Annotated in this window: 10 protein-coding genes; 4 read left to right on the top strand and 6 right to left on the bottom strand. The window is 72.0% G+C overall.

The genetic code is table 11. From position 1 onward, the window contains the following. Window positions 1-17 precede the first annotated feature (17 nt). Window positions 18-773 carry a FadR/GntR family transcriptional regulator gene (locus tag IF54_RS0123145; RefSeq protein ID WP_030321720.1) on the top strand — a complete coding sequence of 252 codons (756 nt, stop codon included), beginning with the start codon at window positions 18-20 and terminating at the stop codon, window positions 771-773. Between the two features lie 111 nt (window positions 774-884). Here IF54_RS0123145 and IF54_RS0123140 read toward each other — a convergent pair whose 3' ends face one another. Together IF54_RS0123140 and IF54_RS0123135 are read right to left on the bottom strand one after the other, a co-directional pair. Next, window positions 885-2,357: an L-fucose/L-arabinose isomerase family protein gene (locus IF54_RS0123140; protein ID WP_030321718.1), complete on the bottom strand. Its 1,473-nt coding sequence runs from the start codon at window positions 2,355-2,357 to the stop codon at window positions 885-887. A gap of 25 nt (window positions 2,358-2,382) precedes the next feature. Beyond that, on the bottom strand, window positions 2,383-3,681 hold the full coding sequence (locus IF54_RS0123135) for an MFS transporter (RefSeq protein WP_030321716.1): 1,299 nt from the start codon (window positions 3,679-3,681) through the stop codon (window positions 2,383-2,385). 240 nt (window positions 3,682-3,921) lie between these two features. Here IF54_RS0123135 and IF54_RS0123130 point away from each other — a divergent pair, with 240 nt between their 5' ends. Further along, entirely contained in the window at window positions 3,922-7,881 is a 3,960-nt protein-coding gene (locus IF54_RS0123130; RefSeq protein WP_030321714.1) for a glycosyl hydrolase, read from the top strand. On the opposite strand, the gene IF54_RS0123125 is transcribed toward IF54_RS0123130, so the two are convergent. After that, the gene (locus IF54_RS0123125; protein WP_030321713.1) at window positions 7,858-8,883 is read right to left on the bottom strand and encodes a LacI family DNA-binding transcriptional regulator; all 1,026 of its coding nucleotides are present in this window, start codon (window positions 8,881-8,883) and stop codon (window positions 7,858-7,860) included. The two genes, IF54_RS0123130 and IF54_RS0123125, sit on opposite strands and share 24 nt — an antisense overlap. A gap of 381 nt (window positions 8,884-9,264) precedes the next feature. Between IF54_RS0123125 and IF54_RS0123120 the strand changes: the two genes are divergently transcribed. Continuing rightward, window positions 9,265-9,462 (top strand): hypothetical protein, encoded by a 198-nt coding sequence (locus IF54_RS0123120; protein WP_020137002.1) that lies wholly within the window; start codon window positions 9,265-9,267, stop codon window positions 9,460-9,462. Between the two features lie 104 nt (window positions 9,463-9,566). Continuing rightward, a complete protein-coding gene (locus IF54_RS0123115; RefSeq protein ID WP_030321710.1) occupies window positions 9,567-10,796 on the top strand; it encodes an aminotransferase class V-fold PLP-dependent enzyme in 1,230 nt (409 codons plus the stop codon). 100 nt (window positions 10,797-10,896) lie between these two features. On the opposite strand, the gene IF54_RS0123110 is transcribed toward IF54_RS0123115, so the two are convergent. The 3 genes from IF54_RS0123110 to IF54_RS0123100 all read right to left on the bottom strand — a co-directional run bounded on the left by IF54_RS0123110 (window position 10,897) and on the right by IF54_RS0123100 (window position 14,912). After that, entirely contained in the window at window positions 10,897-12,348 is a 1,452-nt protein-coding gene (locus tag IF54_RS0123110; RefSeq protein ID WP_030321709.1) for a glyceraldehyde-3-phosphate dehydrogenase, read from the bottom strand. A 76-nt stretch (window positions 12,349-12,424) separates the two neighbouring features. After that, window positions 12,425-13,654, bottom strand: a complete 1,230-nt coding sequence (locus IF54_RS0123105; RefSeq protein WP_030321706.1) for a DegT/DnrJ/EryC1/StrS family aminotransferase — start codon at window positions 13,652-13,654, stop codon at window positions 12,425-12,427. Between the two features lie 118 nt (window positions 13,655-13,772). Continuing rightward, window positions 13,773-14,912: a GNAT family N-acetyltransferase gene (locus tag IF54_RS0123100; RefSeq protein WP_030321704.1), complete on the bottom strand. Its 1,140-nt coding sequence runs from the start codon at window positions 14,910-14,912 to the stop codon at window positions 13,773-13,775. Between the last annotated feature and the right edge of the window lie 533 nt (window positions 14,913-15,445).

Below are 15,445 nucleotides of genomic sequence, written 5' to 3'. Positions count from 1 at the left end.
CGCGCGTCCTCGACCGCGTGCTCCTCGGCGACGGTCCGACGGCCTCGCTGCGCCCGGTCAGGGTGACCTCGGCGGTCGACGAGGTCACCGACCGGCTGCTCACCGCCATCGCCGTCGGAGACTTCCTGCCAGGGGAGCGGCTGCCCGCCGAACGCGATCTGACCGGGCTGCTGGGCGTCAGCCGCCCCACCGTGCGCGAGGCCGTGGCCCGCCTCCAGGCGCTGGGGGTCGTGGAGAGCCGCAGGGGCCGCAACGGCGGGGCGTTCGTTCGCGGCAGCTGGACCGAGTCCTCCGGCGCCGCGGTCCGCCGTACGCTGCTGCCCCGCTGGGAGGAGTTCGAGCAACTCTTCGATCTCCGCGGACTGGTGGAGGGCATGGTGGCCGCGACGGCCGCCCGGCGGCGCAGGCCCGAGGATCTGGTGCCGATGCGCGAGGCGCTGTCCGCGCACCTCTCCGCGAGCACACCCCGCGAGGAGCAGGCCGCCGACAGCGCGTTCCACAGGGCGATCTGCGCGGCCACCCACAATCCGCAGATCGCCCAGCTCAGCCGGGACCTGCTCACCCGCATCAGCCTGGGCTTCCCGGTCGAGCCCTGGGGCAGGGGCGAGCGGTCCCACCATGAGCGGGCCGGCCATGGGCACACCGCGCTCTACGAGGCCGTGGCGGCGGGTGAGCCGGAGCGCGCCGAGGAGATCGCGAGAGATCACTTCATGATCAGTGCGGAGATGATCCGGGACGTCCTGGCGCGGGTGCGGGCGGCACAGACCCCCTGATCCGCGGGGTGCGAGCGGCACAGACCCCCTGATCCGCGGGGTGTGGGCGCCTCAGACCCCCTGGCCCGCGGGTGTGGGCGGCTCAGCCCCCTGACCGCGGCCGGACCGCCCCTAGACCTCCCGGTGATCGATCCCCAGCAGGCTCGCCGCCGCCCCGAAATCGGCGCCATGCAGGCCCACCGCGAGCGACCAGTGATGCCCGACCCCCGTGGCGCTCCACGCGTCCACCCACTCCCCGGGGTCCCGGCCGAAGTCCACCCGGCTGGTCGTGTTGCCGATCTCCAGCACCGGTCCGGGGACGACCGTGCCCTCGGACGTGACGAAGGACAGGCTGCCGTCCGCGTCCTGGCCGAGCCCGAGCAAGGTGACCGGCCCCGGCCGGACGTCGAACTCCACACTGACGCCCCAGCCGCGCTTGCCGTGGTAGACGCCGAGGCCCCGCAGCAGGGGATCCCGGGAACTGAGCGCCAGATGGGCGGGCCCGTCGTGGCCCATCTCCACCACCCCGTCCTCGAAGTTCAGCGCCTGGATCTCCGTGAAGGAGCCCCCGGCGCCGATGCTCTGCGAGGCCAACTGGGCGATGCTGGTGCGCAGTTCGAACTCCCCGGCCGCGGGCACTCCCCGGGCGGTGAGCAGCGAGGCGCCCAGGATCATCCCGGCACCGAGCCGCTCGTGCAACTCGCCGTCGAGACCCCGGTGGTAGTAGGCGAGGGAGTCGAGCTGGAAGTCCTCCACCAACCGGTCCAGGGCGACCGACACGGTCGCGCCCCAGGCGAAGTCCTCGTCGACCACGCTGTCGTCGACACTGAACAGCCTGCGCGCCAGCGCCACCCGCTCCCGGGTCTCCGCCTCGGTGACCTTCTCCACCCGCTGCCGCAGGTCGTCGAACTCCAGCACCTCGACATGCGAGCCGAACGTCGCGGAGAGCAGCGTCGGGTCGGTCTGCACATCGAGCATCCCGGGATACACGTGCCCCATCAGCCCGTGCCGGGCGTGCCGCAGCGCGGCCCGGACGTGCGCGGCCCGCACCCACCGCTCGACGCGCCGCCACGCCGACTCCTGCCGCAGCCAGCCGGACACCGACCGGAAGGGGATCCCGGCCCGCCGGAAGACGTTGCCGACCTCCGGCACCGAGCACTGCGAGCAGTACGCCAGCCAGGCACCCGTGTCGAAGGACGCGTGGTCCATCCGCTCGGACGGCTGGAGGTCGACGACCAGGACCGGGGTGTGGGTCCGCTGGGCGATCGGCAGCACCATCGACGAGGTCAGGTACGTCGTCAGGAACAGCACGATCAGATCGCAGTCCGCCCGGCGCAGCCGCTCGGCGGCGGCCGCGCCCTCCTGGGCGTCGGAGACGAACCCGGCGTCCGTCACCTCCGCGTCCAACTGCCCCAGCCGCTCGGCGACATAGGCCGCCGACTCCTTCAACTGGGGCAGCAGGCCGGGGAACTGCGGCCAGTAGGTGCCGAGTCCGCCGGAGACCAGCCCGATCCGCGGGCGGCGACGGGTCATGGGCGGGAGCAACTCGGCCAGGGCGGCTTGCCGTTCACCGGGGCGGGTCGTGGTGGATTCGGTGGTCGCCATGGTCGGCGCTCCTTCGGTGGTCGGTTCAGGTCTGCGCGACCCTGACGTCGGCCGGAGCGGTGACGTCCGGGGACGCGCGGGGCACGAGGACTCGCACGATGTAGACGCCCGCGACCGCCGACAGCGCCATGCACCCGGTGATCACCCACAGCAACAGGCTGGGACTCCTGTCGAGCAGTGCGGGCGTGACGAACGCGACGCCCGCGAAGACCCCGCGGGAGACGGCGTAGGTGATGCCCTGCGTGGTGCCCCGGGTGTCGGCGGGCAAGGTCAGCTGCGACCACACCTTGTAGTTGGCCTCGCCCGCGAAGGGATAGGACAGCTGGTAGAGGACGTAGAAGACGAGGAAGCCCACGATGGCGCCGAGGGTGAGGGTGCCGATCGCGAAGGCGGCGATCTGCACGACCGTGGCGACGTAGAACATCTTGTCGCGCCGCGGCCCGTCGGCGATCCGCACGAAGGCGAGCGTCAGGATCAGACCGATGGGCAGACAGGCGAGGTTGATGCCGGTGGCCACGCTCTGCGAGGCCCCGCTGACGGTGACCAGCAGATACGTCGTGAACTGGCCCATGGTGTTGGCGCCCAGGCCCCACGTGACGTAGAAGGCGAAGGTGGCGAGCATGGGGATCAGCGCGGCACGGGTCCAGACGTTCTTCAGGGCCACACCCTGCTGCTCGGCCGGCTTCTCCGCCGGGACCCGGTCCTGCTCCGCGTCCGGGCCGGTGGCCAGCTCCAGCCGGGAGCGCAGATGCCAGGTGAGCAGTGCGGCGACCGCCAGATGGGCGGTGATCAGGCGGGCGCCGAGCATGCCGGTGTCCGACAGGGCGAAGCCGGCGAAGACCACGACGATGATGCCCAGCATCCACATGACCTGCGTGAACGCGATGAGCCTGCCCCGGGCGTGGTCGGGGGCCGCGTCGGAGACGACCGCCAGGGAGGTCGGCAGGTCGGCGCCTGCCGCGAGACCGGCGAGCAGGACACCCACCAGAAGGGTGATGTCGTCGGGCGCCAGCGTGATGATGATCGCCCCGACGGCGTAGCAGAGGATGTCGAGGTTGTAGAGGCGGCGGCGGCCGAAGACGTCGGCGAGACGGCCGCCGACCAGGGATCCGACCGCGATGCAGATGGTGACGATCGCGCTGATCGCCCCGGCCATCCAGACGCCCATGTCGTAGGCGTCGCGGTAGATGGCCAGGTTGACGCCGATGCTGACGATGAGCGCGGCGTCGAGGTAGGACGCCATGCCGGAGAGCGTCGCGACCTTCCACAGGCGCTTCTCGATGGGTGGTTCCGGCTGGTTCGGGGCAGGGGAGGTTCGGGCCATGATGCGGCTCCGTCTGGGGAGAGTGGGTCCGAGCGGAGGGGGACGTCGCTGTTCTCGGCCGATGTCCAGCGACTATAGGAGCGTAAAAACGTTCCAACAAGACGTCATGCGGCCATCCGTGGAAACGACCTGACGGCCCCGCAGCCCTGGTGGGCTCCTCGGGACTGTCTTACGGTGAGGCTGACGTAAAACGTTTTTGATCCGTGAGAGTGTCCGGGCCGTAGTCGGAAGGACCTATCCGTGATCTCTCCAGCTCTGCGACAGCTGTTCGACAACCCGCCCCGGGACTTCGGACCCACCCCGCTGTGGTGGTGGTCCGGCGCCAAGGTCACCCGCGAGCGCCTCGCCTGGCAGTTGCGCCGGTTCGCGGACGGCGGTGTCCACAACCTCGTGGTGATCAACCTGGCCCCGGCAGGACCGACCTTCGGCGCCCGCACCGACGATCCGGTGTGGTTCGGCGAGGAGTGGTGGGCCCGTTTCACCGACGCCTGCGAGATCGCCGGTGACCTGGGCACCCGACTGTGGTTCTACGACCAGATCGGCTTCTCCGGCGCCAACGTCCAGGGCGGCATCACCCGACGGCACCCGGAGGCGGCGGGCCGGGCCCTGCGCTCGCGCACGGCCCGCGTCTCGGGCGGCACGGTCGCGCTGCGGGGTGCCGAGACACTGCTGGGGGCGTACGACAGTTCGGGTGCACGGCTGCCGGTCGGCGGAACGGACACCGGCCGTCTCGCCGGGCTCGCGCGGATCGAGGCCCCCGACGGCGCCGAGGTACGCCTGGTCCTCGCCGTCCCCACCGCCTTCGACTACCTGAACCCCCAGGCTGTCGGCCACCTGTTCGACGCCATTCATCACGAGTACGACCGCCGCGTCCCCGAGTACCTGGGCAACGTCGTCGCCGGCAGCTTCCAGGACGAACTGCCCGCCACCAACTCCTGGACCGCCCGGTTCCCCGAGGAGTTCCGCACCCGGCGCGGCTACGACCTCCTCGACCACCTCCCGGCCCTCTTCACGGGCGACACCCCGAGGGCCCGCAAGATCCGCGCCGACTACTACGCCGTCCGTGCCGAACTCACCGAGGAGGCCCTCTTCCGCCCCCTCGCCGCCTGGCACGAGGAACGCGGCCTGCTCCTGGGCTGCGACCAGAGCCACCCGGCCCGCTCGGGCTTCCCGGCCCAGTCGACCCAGCTCTACACGGACTACTTCCGCACCCACCGCTGGTACAGCGCCGCCGGCAGCGATCACCACGGCGACGCCAAGGTGCACTCCTCCATGGCCCACCTCTACGGGCACGAGCGCGTCTGGATCGAGTCGTTCCACTCCTCCGGCTGGGGCGGCACCCTGGAGGAGACCTACGACTGGCTGCTGCCGTTCCTGCGCAGCGGCGCCAACCTGTACAACCCGCACGCCAGTTACTTCGGCACCGCGGGCGGCTGGTTCGAGTGGGCGCCCCCCTCCACCGACTGGCGCCAGCCCTACTGGCAGCAGTACCCCGCCTTCTCCCGGGCCGTCGCCCGGATCTGCTCGATCCTGTCCTGGGGCACCTACAGCGCCGACGTGGCGGTCCTGCACCCCACCGCCACCATGCAGGCCCTCATCCCGCTCGACGCCCCCGTCCAGCACTTCGGCGACGGCCGCCTCGGCGCGCCCCACGCCGACGCCGACGAGACCCAGCGCCACTACCTGGAGCTCTGCGGCACCAACAACTGGCTCGAACCCGCCGTGGGCGCCCTCGACCGCCGTCGCGTCTCCTTCGACGTGATCGACGACGCCTCGGTCCAGGGCGCCAAGGCCGGCGACGGCGCCCTGCGGGTCCGGGACCTGGCGTACACCGCCGTCCTGCTGCCCTCGACGAGCGTCCTGGAGCACGAGACGGCCCGTCGGCTGACCGAACTCCTCGACGCAGGGGGCCGGGTCGTGGTCGTCGGCCGGCCACCGATTCATGCCTCGGGGACGTCCGGTGACGACGCCGTCGTGGCAGCGCTGGTGGACCACCCGCGCCTGGAGCGGGTGCCCGACGCCGAGGCCGCCGCGGCGGCGGTCGCCGACGCCTCCGGCTACGCCACAGGGGAGGTGCCGCTGCTCGTCCGCAGGAACGGCGACATGGCGGTCGCGCTGGTCACGGGGGCGTTCCCCGACGCCCGTACGCATCCGCCGCGGGGCCGTCACGAGATCGACCCCGCCCGCTACGCCCGCAGCTCCACCCTCACCGTGCGGGGCCCGGTCGCCGAGGCGGAGGTCTGGAACCCCGCGACCGGCGACCGGCGGCCCGCACGCGTCACGGTCACCGGGGGCGTCTCCACCGTCGAGGTGCCCCTGGAAGGCGCCCCGGCCGCCCTCGTCGTATGGCGCGAGGGCCCGCCGACGGACGACACACCTCCGCCCGCGCGGCCGGAGCCGCAGGCGTCCCAGCCCCTCGACCTGTCGAGCGGCTGGGAGGGCAGCCTCGTCCCCACGATGGACAACACCTGGGGCGACCTGGCGCTGCCCGCCGGATCGTCCGTCGCCGAGCCGCAGATCTGGACCATGCGGTGGAGCGAGGGCGACGGCCCCTGGGAGCGGGCACGCGTGACCTACGGCAATCGGGTCCGCGTTCTCGCACCCTTGCCGTCCGCTCAGGCACCGGCTCCCCTCGACGCGGCCGCAGTCGAGCAAGTCCTTTCCGGGGAGCAGGAGTTGGCTCCGGCCGGGTGGGACGTCTCGCTGTACTCGTCGAGCCGCGGCATCCCGGACCCGAACGGGCTGCTGGGCAACAAGGGCCTGGTGCCCGAGGAGTTCGTCCGCGTTCCCGTGCCCGGGCCGGGTCTTGTCGCCCGGGTCAGGACCGTCGTGCAGACCGGCCACCGCGGGCCCGCCGACCTGCACATCGGCGCGGCCGCGACCAAACGCGTGTGGTGGAACGGCAGCAGGGTCGACACGGGCGGCGGCTACCTGGCCTCCGCCCGGGTGGAGGTCGGGCGGGCGCGCAACGTGCTCGAGTACGAACTGTCCGACGCCCAGGACCGCCCGCAGACCATCTCGGGCGCCGCCGGCACCCCCCTGGGCAGCTTCTTCTGCCTTTCCCGTCCGGACGGGTTCGCCCCGCGCCCGCTCTTCATGCGGGTCCCCGACGGCGTCCGCCCGGACGGACGCGTGACCTACCGCGGCCGGATCGGCACCCCGACCCCGGGCGCGACGGCGGTCCTCGTCGTGGGCGCCGCGGTGGGCGTGACCGTCCTGCTCGACGGAGCCGTCGTGGCGCGACAGGAGAAGGTCGAGTACTACGAGTCCGACTGGGGCGCGGTGCCGATGTTCTTCCGGCACGAACTGGCCCTGAGCGCGGGCGATCACGACCTGGAACTCGTGACGGACAGCGTGGACGCCCGGGACGCGGTGTTCGTCGACCTGGTGGCGGACACCACCGCCTTGGTCAGCGGCCCCGGTTGGGAGGCCCGGACGGGGAAGTGGAGCGGGCTCACCGTCGAACACGAGGGTCGCTGGGGTGAGTTGCAGCACTGTGCCGCTGCGGTACGACCGCACCCCCTGCCCGAGGCCGAGTGGCTGGCCGGAGCCCCTGTGCTCGGCTCCGCCGTTCTGCCGCTGCGGTCCACCGACGACGTCCGGGAGGCCGAGCAGCGCTTCCGGTTCACCGTGCCGGCGGGAACCATGTCCCTGGAGCTGCCGGTGGAGCTTCCGGCCCGGGTGAGGATCGGCGGCGGGGCCGAAATCGAGCTTGCCGAAGGAGAGCTGCCGCTCGACCAGCCCCTGTCCGAAGCAACGGAGTTCGAGGTGGTCACCGCCCCCACGGCCGTCCTGCGCGGTGGTTCGGCCTGGCGCGGGCCGGTGCGGGTGCGCACGGTTCCGGCACCTCTGCCGCTGGGGGAGTGGGGCGAGTTCGGGCTGGGAGGCTGGAGCGGAGGCGTGACCTACACGCGGACCCTTGAGCTGGCGGCCGGGCCGGATCCGGTGCTGGACCTGGGCCGGGTGCGCGGCAGCGCGGCGGTGTCCGTCGACGGGGAACTCGTCGGGGAGGCCTTCTGCGCGCCGTACCGCTTCGCACTGCGCGGCTGCGCCGGGCGTACCGTCCGCCTCGACGTGACCGTCCACAACACCCTGGCGCCCTACCTCGCCGAGGCCACCCCGACCGCCTGGGCGTTCCCCTCGCAGCTGCCGTCCGGTCTGCTGGGTCCGGTGACGCTAGAAAGGCCCGTCGGAGGCTGACCGGGTGGAGTCCCGCAGAACCATGCCCGGCGCGAACACCCTTGCCTCATGGGCGTGTTCGGTCCGGGCCTCCACCTCGTCGAGGAGCATCTCCACGGCCGCCCTGCCGAGCTCCTCGACGGGCTGACGGACCGTGGTGAGGGTCGTGCCCACGAAGCTCGCGATGTCCAGGTCGCCGTACCCGACCACCTGGACGTCCTCCGGGACCTTCACGCCGCGCTCGCCCAGTGCGCGGCACAGTCCCGCCGCCAAGAAGTCGTTGGTGCAGAAGACGGCGTCGGGCAGCTCGTCGAGACTCCGGGCTATGGCGGTGCCGTACGCCACCGTCATCTCCTCGGCGACGACCTGCCCGAGGCGGGCCTCGCGCCGGGTGCGTACGGCCTGGCGGGCGCCCTGGTAGCGGTCGGCGCACTGGCGGATCGTACGGTCGCCGTTGACGACGAGGATGTCGTGCGCCCCGCGGTCCAGCAGGTGCTGCACGGCCATGCGGCCGCCGGCGATGTCGTCCACGGAGACCGAGCAGCCTTCTTGGGCGGGTATCGCGCGGTCCGCCAGGACCAGCGGTATCCCGCGCTCGCGCAGCCGCGACAGCCGGGTGGGGTCGGCGCTGAGCGGGACCACCACCGCGCCGACCGCCCGCTGTTCGACCAGCATGGTGAAGTAGCCCTGCTCCCGCTCGGCGTCGTCGCCGCTGTCGCAGAGCACGAGGGAGTAGCCGTGCTTGTACGCCGCGTCCGCGGCACCGCGCGCTACGCGTGAGTAGAACGAGTTGGCCACGTCCGGCAGCACGAGACCGATCGACGAGGAGTGACCGGTGCGCAGACCGGCGGCTCCCGGGTGCGGGACGTAGTCGAGCGCGGCGACCGCGTCACGGACCCGCTCGGCGGTGCGGGCATTGACCCGCTCCGGCCGGTTCAGGACGTTCGACACCGTGGACACGGAGACTCCGGCCGCGGCGGCGACGTCCTGGATGCGGGCGGGGCGAAGCGAAATGGCGTCCACCCCCTCGCTGTTGCGGCCGTTCGACCGGGCGACGCAAGTCTACCCTCGCGGTACGTGAAACGTTTTTCGCAGGGGGACGACAAGAGCCGAGGACCAGGCGCCGCGACCTGGCCGTCATGGAAAATCCGGTGAACCTGCACACCGTTGTCGACCGGCTCGGAACCGCCGCGGACCGCGGCCGCGGTTGTGCCGTCACATGCCTTTTGCGTGTCGGTGCGACAGCGAAGTCTGTGAAGGAAATGACGTGTTCGGTGAGCGGGTTGCGACGCTGGTGAAGCCGGACGCGACGACCGGCGGGGAGCGACTGGCAGTCATGGCCTGGTCATGCTTCGATCCGGGAGCCGTCCCCCGGCATTGCTTCCGCGAAAGGAAACGCACGTCATGAACTCCGCTCCCCGCTTCGAGACCATCGAGATCAACGACGCGGACCTCGACACCATCTCCGGTGGTGTGGCCGTCGCCGCGACCTCCGGTCTGCACGTCGAGGCCGGTCCGCTCGCCGTCTGCGCCGACCTCGGCGCGTTCGTCTCGGCCCAGGGTGTCGCCGCGCACGCGAACGCCGACGTCGTGCTCGGCTGAGCAGGGCATCGCACGGTACGAGGGCCCCGGATCCGCTGATCCGGGGCCCTTGGTGTTTCCTCTGGAGGGCGACCGTCCCGACACCGCCGACGAGGGAGAGTTCCGTGAGCGACACCGAGCCGGCCGGAGCGCCGGCCCCACTGCTGCTGCCCGACGGCAGGCCCGCCGCCGAGGCGTGGTCGCTCGACCCCGCCCAACGGCACCTCAACCACGGGTCGTTCGGGGCGGTGCCTCTGGTCGCACAGGAACGCCAGCAGGCCCTGCGCGCCGAGATGGAACGCTCACCGGTGGTGTGGTTCCCGACGCTGCCGCAGCGCATCGCGGCGGCCCGCGTCGAACTCGCGGCCTTCCTCGGCGTCGACCCGGGCGATCTGGCCCTGGTGCCGAACGCCAGTGCCGGGGCGAGCGTCGTCCACCAGGCACTCACCAGGCGCCGCGGCGGCGGGATCGTCGTCACCGACCACGGCTACGGGGCGGTGAGCATGGGCGCCGAGCGGCTGGCCCGCCGCTGGGGCGGCCGGGTGCGCACCGTCCATGTCCCGCTGGGCGCCGACGAGGACACGGCGTACGAGGCCGTCGTGGCCTCGCTGAGTGCCGGCACCGACCTTGTGGTCCTCGACCAGATCACCTCGGCGACCGCCCGTCGGCTGCCGGTGGAGCGGATCGGCGCGGAGGCCGGGCGTCGCGGCATCCCGGTGCTCGTGGACGGCGCCCACGCGCCGGGCCTGCTCGAATCGCCGCTCGCGGGGGCGACGTACGACTTCTGGACCGGCAACCTGCACAAATGGGGCTGCGCACCCCGCGGTACGGCGGCGCTGGTCGCGCGTGGACCGCTCCGCGAGGCGCTCCACCCACTGATCGACTCATGGGGCGCGCGCGATCCGTACCCCGACCGCTTCGACCAGCAGGGCACCCTGGACGCCACCGCCTACCTCGCCGCGCCGACCGCTCTCGCCTTTGTCGCCGACACCTGGGGGTGGCCCGCCGCCCGCGGCTACATGGACCGACTCGCCGACTACGGTGCTCAGGTGATCGGGGCCGCCTTCGCCGACCTCACGGGTGCCGACAGCGCGGTCGACGTCGGCATGCCCGTGCCCGGCATGCGTCTGGTGCGGCTGCCCGACGGCCTCGGCCTCACCCGCCTCGACGCGGACGCCCTGCGCGACCGGGTGGCCGGCGAACTCGACGTCGAGGCCGCCTTCACCAGCTTCGACGGCGTCGGCTACCTGCGTCTGTCCGCGCACGTCTACAACACGGCCGAGGACTACGAGTACTTCGCCGAGAAATGCGTCCCGGTGCTCGGGGAGTGGGCCAGGGCGGCGAGCCGGCCCTGATCCCGGAGCGGATCAGCGCGCGGGTGCTGGAGATGTGCATTCCGAGCCCATCTCGCACCCTCGGTGCGCACTGATCCGCGAAGTTCCGGACGAGCCCGGATCAGACCGCCGACGGGTACGTCGGGTACTCGACCCCCGAGACGTGCTGGACGACCCGGATCACCTGGCAGGAGTAGCCGAACTCGTTGTCGTACCAGAGGTAGAGGATCGCGTTGTCGCCGTCGACCTTGGTGGCGCCCGCGTCGATGATCGAGGCGTGGCGGGAGCCGACGAAGTCCATGGAGACCGCGTCCGGGGCCGTCGTGAAGTCGATCTGGCGCTTGAGCGGAGAGGTCAGCGAGACGTCACGCAGGTAGTCCAGGACCTCCTCGCGGGTGGTCTCGCGGCCCAGCCGCAGGCTCAGGATCGCGATGGAGACGTCCGGCACCGGTACCCGGATCGAGCTGCCGGTGATCGGCGCCTTCAGGTCGGGCAGCGCCTTGGCGACGGCGGAGGCCGCGCCGGTCTCCGTGATGACCATGTTGAGCGGCGCGGAGCGGCCCCGGCGGTCGGCCTTGTGGTAGTTGTCCAGCAGGTTCTGGTCGTTGGTGAACGAGTGGACCGTCTCCACGTGGCCGCGCAGCACGCCGTACTCGTCGGCCATCGCCTTCAGCGGCGGCACGATCGCGTTCGTGGTGCAGGACGCGCAGGACAGGATCTGCTCGTCCGGCTTGATGGTGTCGTGGTTGACGCCGTGCACGATGTTCGGGACGTCGCCCTTGCCCGGCGCGGTCAGCACGACCTTGTCGATGCCGGGGCGCAGGTGCTGCGAGAGGCCCTCGCGGTCGCGCCACTTGCCCGTGTTGTCGATGAGGATGGCGTCGTTGATGCCGTACGCCGTGTAGTCCACCTCGGACGGGTCGTTCGCGTAGATCACCTTGATGGTGTTGCCGTTGGCGATGATCGCGCCCTCGGCCTCGTCGACGGTGATCGTGCCCTGGAACTGGCCGTGGATGGAGTCACGGCGCAGCAGCGAGGCCCGCTTGACGAGATCTTCGCAGGCCCGGCCCCCACCCCCACGGACCACGATCGCGCGCAGCCGCAGACCGTTGCCGGAACCGGCCTTCTCGATCAGCAGGCGTGCGACCAGGCGGCCGATGCGGCCGAAGCCGTAGAGGACGACGTCCCGCGGCTCGCGGCGCTCGATCTTGTTGCCGCCCGTCGCGCCCGCCACGGCCTCGGCGGTGAACTCGGCGACCGACAGGCCCCGTTCGTCGGTCTTGTAGATCTCGGCCAGGCGGCCGATGTCGATCTGCGAGGGGCCGAGGTCCAGCGTGGTGAGGGCCTGGACGAAGGGCAGCGTGTCGGTGACGGAGAGCTCCTCACCGGCGATCTGCCGGGCGAACCGGTGGGTCTTGAGGATGCTGACCACCGACTTGTTCACGAGGGAACGGCTGTGCAGGAGAACCGTTACGTCCCGCTCCCGGTGCAGCCTCCCGATCATCGGGATCATCGATTCCGCGATCTCTTCGCGGTTCTTCCAGTCGGTGAACGAGTCGTCCTTGACAGTCACAGAATTCTCTTTCGAGCTAGGCAGCGCTCATATGCTAACCCCCTGATGTTTTGATCGATCGTCGGGGTGGCAGAGCTCACTGCCCCAGGATCCGGGGCGGCGCGGCGTCCGGGACCGGCCGCAGCAGCGCGGGGTGCGCGTCGACCACCCGCTCCTTCGTGAACGCGGCCAGGATCCTGCGGACCAGCAGCGGATCGGCCGGGAGCGCGTGCGCGGCGAACCAGCGGGCGGCCGACGGATCGGGGGAGGGCTCCACGAACTCCGCGCCCGCGTAGTCGTCCAGCGGCGGGTCGTAGAGGTAGCCGGAGACCACGTCGTGCCGCACCAGGCGCTGGACGAGCGCGTCGCGGTCGTGGACCAGGAGCGGCACCCTGAAGAGGGGGAGGGGGCCGTCGTGCGCGGTACGGTCGCGCAGCGCGGGCGAGGCCCACGGTGTGCCCGACAGAAGCGCGACGCCGGCCCTGCGCCGGGCGAGGTCCTCGTCCAGGCGGGCCATCCGCACCCGCAACTGGCCGCGGACCAGGGAGCCGTGCCGGGAGCGGTAGCCGTGCAGATCGACCCGGATCCACCGGTCGTAGGCGGTCAGGCCCGGCGCCTCCCGGGCGGCGGCGGCCAGTCGCGGTGCCCGCAGGTCCATCCGGAACGCCTCGCGTTCCATCAGCCCCAGCCGCTCCATGGTCCGCCACACCGGCCGCACCAGGTGGAGCGACCGGACGGCGGACCTGGCCAGGGGGCGCAGTGTCGTGGCCAGGTCTTCGCGCAGCCGGCCGGGGGTCAGGAGGTCGTCCCGCAGCAGCTCCAGCTCGCGGCGGGTACGGGCGTCCTCGACGGCGAGGAAGCCGCCGGCCATCCCGGCCACGTGCTTGGAGAGGCTGAAGGCGGCCGCCCTGCCGAAGGTCCCGACCGGCTGCCCGTCCACATGGCTGCCGATGGCGTGCGCCGCGTCCTCGAACAGCGGGATGCCCAACTGCTCGCAGCGGCGCCGCAGTTCGAGGACCCGGTCGGGGACGCCGTACAGGTTGGTGGTCAGGACCGCGTCGACGCTCCGCCAGGTCGACTCCGGTACGGCGGCCGGGTCGATGTTGCCGTCCCACACGGACACGGGCGCCTGCACGGGGCGCAGTCCGGCCGCGAGGACCACGAACAGGATCACGTCGTCGTTCACCGGCGACATCAGCACCCGAGCCCCGGGCCGGCACCAGCGCCGGAGCGCCAGGTACAGGGCCAGCCGGGCCGAGGGCGTGTAGACGCACTCGCGGCCCAGTCGCCGTGTCATCGTCGTGGCCAGCAGTGAGCCGTACGGCATCGGCACCCCTTGTGTCGGTGGGCAGAGAAGAGCCGTGCGGGAGGTCAGCGTGCCCGCTGCGGGGAGGCGGTGAGCGGGCTCAGCTCGCCGGCGGTCCCCTGCCTCCGGAGGAGCGAGCTCAGCTCGCCAGCGGTCCCGCCCCACCGGAGTGCGCGTGCTGCCGGGAGGTGCGCAGGGTCCCGACGGTCTTCAGCAGGCGGTCGGCGGGCTCGCGCAGGGCCGGGTGCGCGTTGACCGTGTTGCGCAGGCCCCGCACCGGCCGCCGCCACATACGGTGGGCGGTCGCCACCGGGTGGGGGCGGGTGGCGAATCCTTCCGCCACGCGCAGCTCCCGGGTCTTGAGCCAGTCCTTCCACTCCTTGTCGCCGCGCCCCATGTCCATGAGCCGCGCCCCCCGCCGCCCCGCCGCCTCGGCCATGCGCAGGTGCATGATCAGGCCGGGGGAGTAGTAGCGCAGCTCGGGGTCGTACGCGGTGAACCAGGGAGCGAAGACGGTGCGCGAGATCGGCCCGAAATGCGCGGCCACCGGCCGGTCACCGGCGTACACCACCGACAGGACACCGGAGAAGTGCTCCTCGCGGACCTGGAAGAGGTCCTCCACGAGATGCACGATCCACGGCCGCGCGAACCGGTCCATCCGGCCCGTCCTGCGGTACTGCGCGGACTTCCATCGCATCAGCGTGCGCAGCGCACTCGGGTCCCGCTCGTCGAACACGAACCGCAGCTCGCCCAGGTCGCGGGTGAGCCGGCGCTCCTTCTTGAGGGTCGTCTTGGCGAGCCCGGGGTAGGCGCCGCGCAGCCACTCCGGGTAACTGTCGCTGCCCACCTTCAGATCGATCACCGGGGAGGCGAAGGTGCCGGTGACGTAGGGGGCGAAGGGCTTCTGCTCGTCCACGAGGTGGTCGAACTCGAACACCGAGAGCCCGCAGGCCTTCAGCAGCGCCCGGGTGTCCCAGGTGACCCCGGGGCGGTGCACGAGGCCCTGGCAGTCGGAGAGTCCGAGGCCGACGGCCCGGCCCACACCGAAGCTGCCGCGCTCGTACGGCAGGAAGCCCACGGCCTCGCCTCGCTGGTGCAGGACCGCCACCCGGGTGCCGGCGCGGTGTCTGCCGATCCCGGCCGCGAACTCCGGTGCCAGGAACGGGTTGGCGTAATCGGGGGACTCGTCCATCGCCCGGTGCCAGGCCCCCCGCAGCGCGGCATCGAGTTCGTCGGGTCTGTGGATCGTGATGTGCGTGTCGCTGCTCGTCGATCGCATGGGCGACCGCCCCCCATTCCCCCATTGCCGATCGAACGGTCGGCAAGGATCAAACGTCGCGAAACAGTACGCACGCTGTCAAGGGTGCCCGCTGTAACGGAACAACGCCGAACGTATGCATATGGTTCCCACGGCCGGTCGCGACCGCGGTCGCCGCTCCATGAGCACGGCCACGACGGCCTACGGGGTTTCGCCGCCCGACTTGCCTTGGATTCGACCCACTTGGCCGGAAGGGGCTCACACCTGGCGAGTCCAGGATCCGGGTGACCGGTCGGGGTGGGCGCCTCCGCGCACAGGGCCCCTTGCGTCCGTATCGAGGCCGGCGTCGCTGTGTGGTCCGTAGGCGGACCTGACGTGCGCGGGGCCCGCGGCGGGATGGGCGGGGGCGGGTTGCCTGTCGGCGGGACGGTCGGACCCGCACGGGGTCCCCCCCCCAATCGGAGCCCGCCCCCGCCGAGCGCCATCCCGCGCGGCACCGCCAAGACCCGCCGTCGAACCCCCTCCGCACCCCACCCCGCAGCCTGCACCCCGCC

This window comes from Streptomyces sp. NRRL B-3229 (genome assembly GCF_000719505.1).
GTDB lineage: Bacteria > Actinomycetota > Actinomycetes > Streptomycetales > Streptomycetaceae > Streptomyces > Streptomyces griseorubiginosus.
This window is presented reverse-complemented; position numbering and strand designations above follow the sequence as displayed.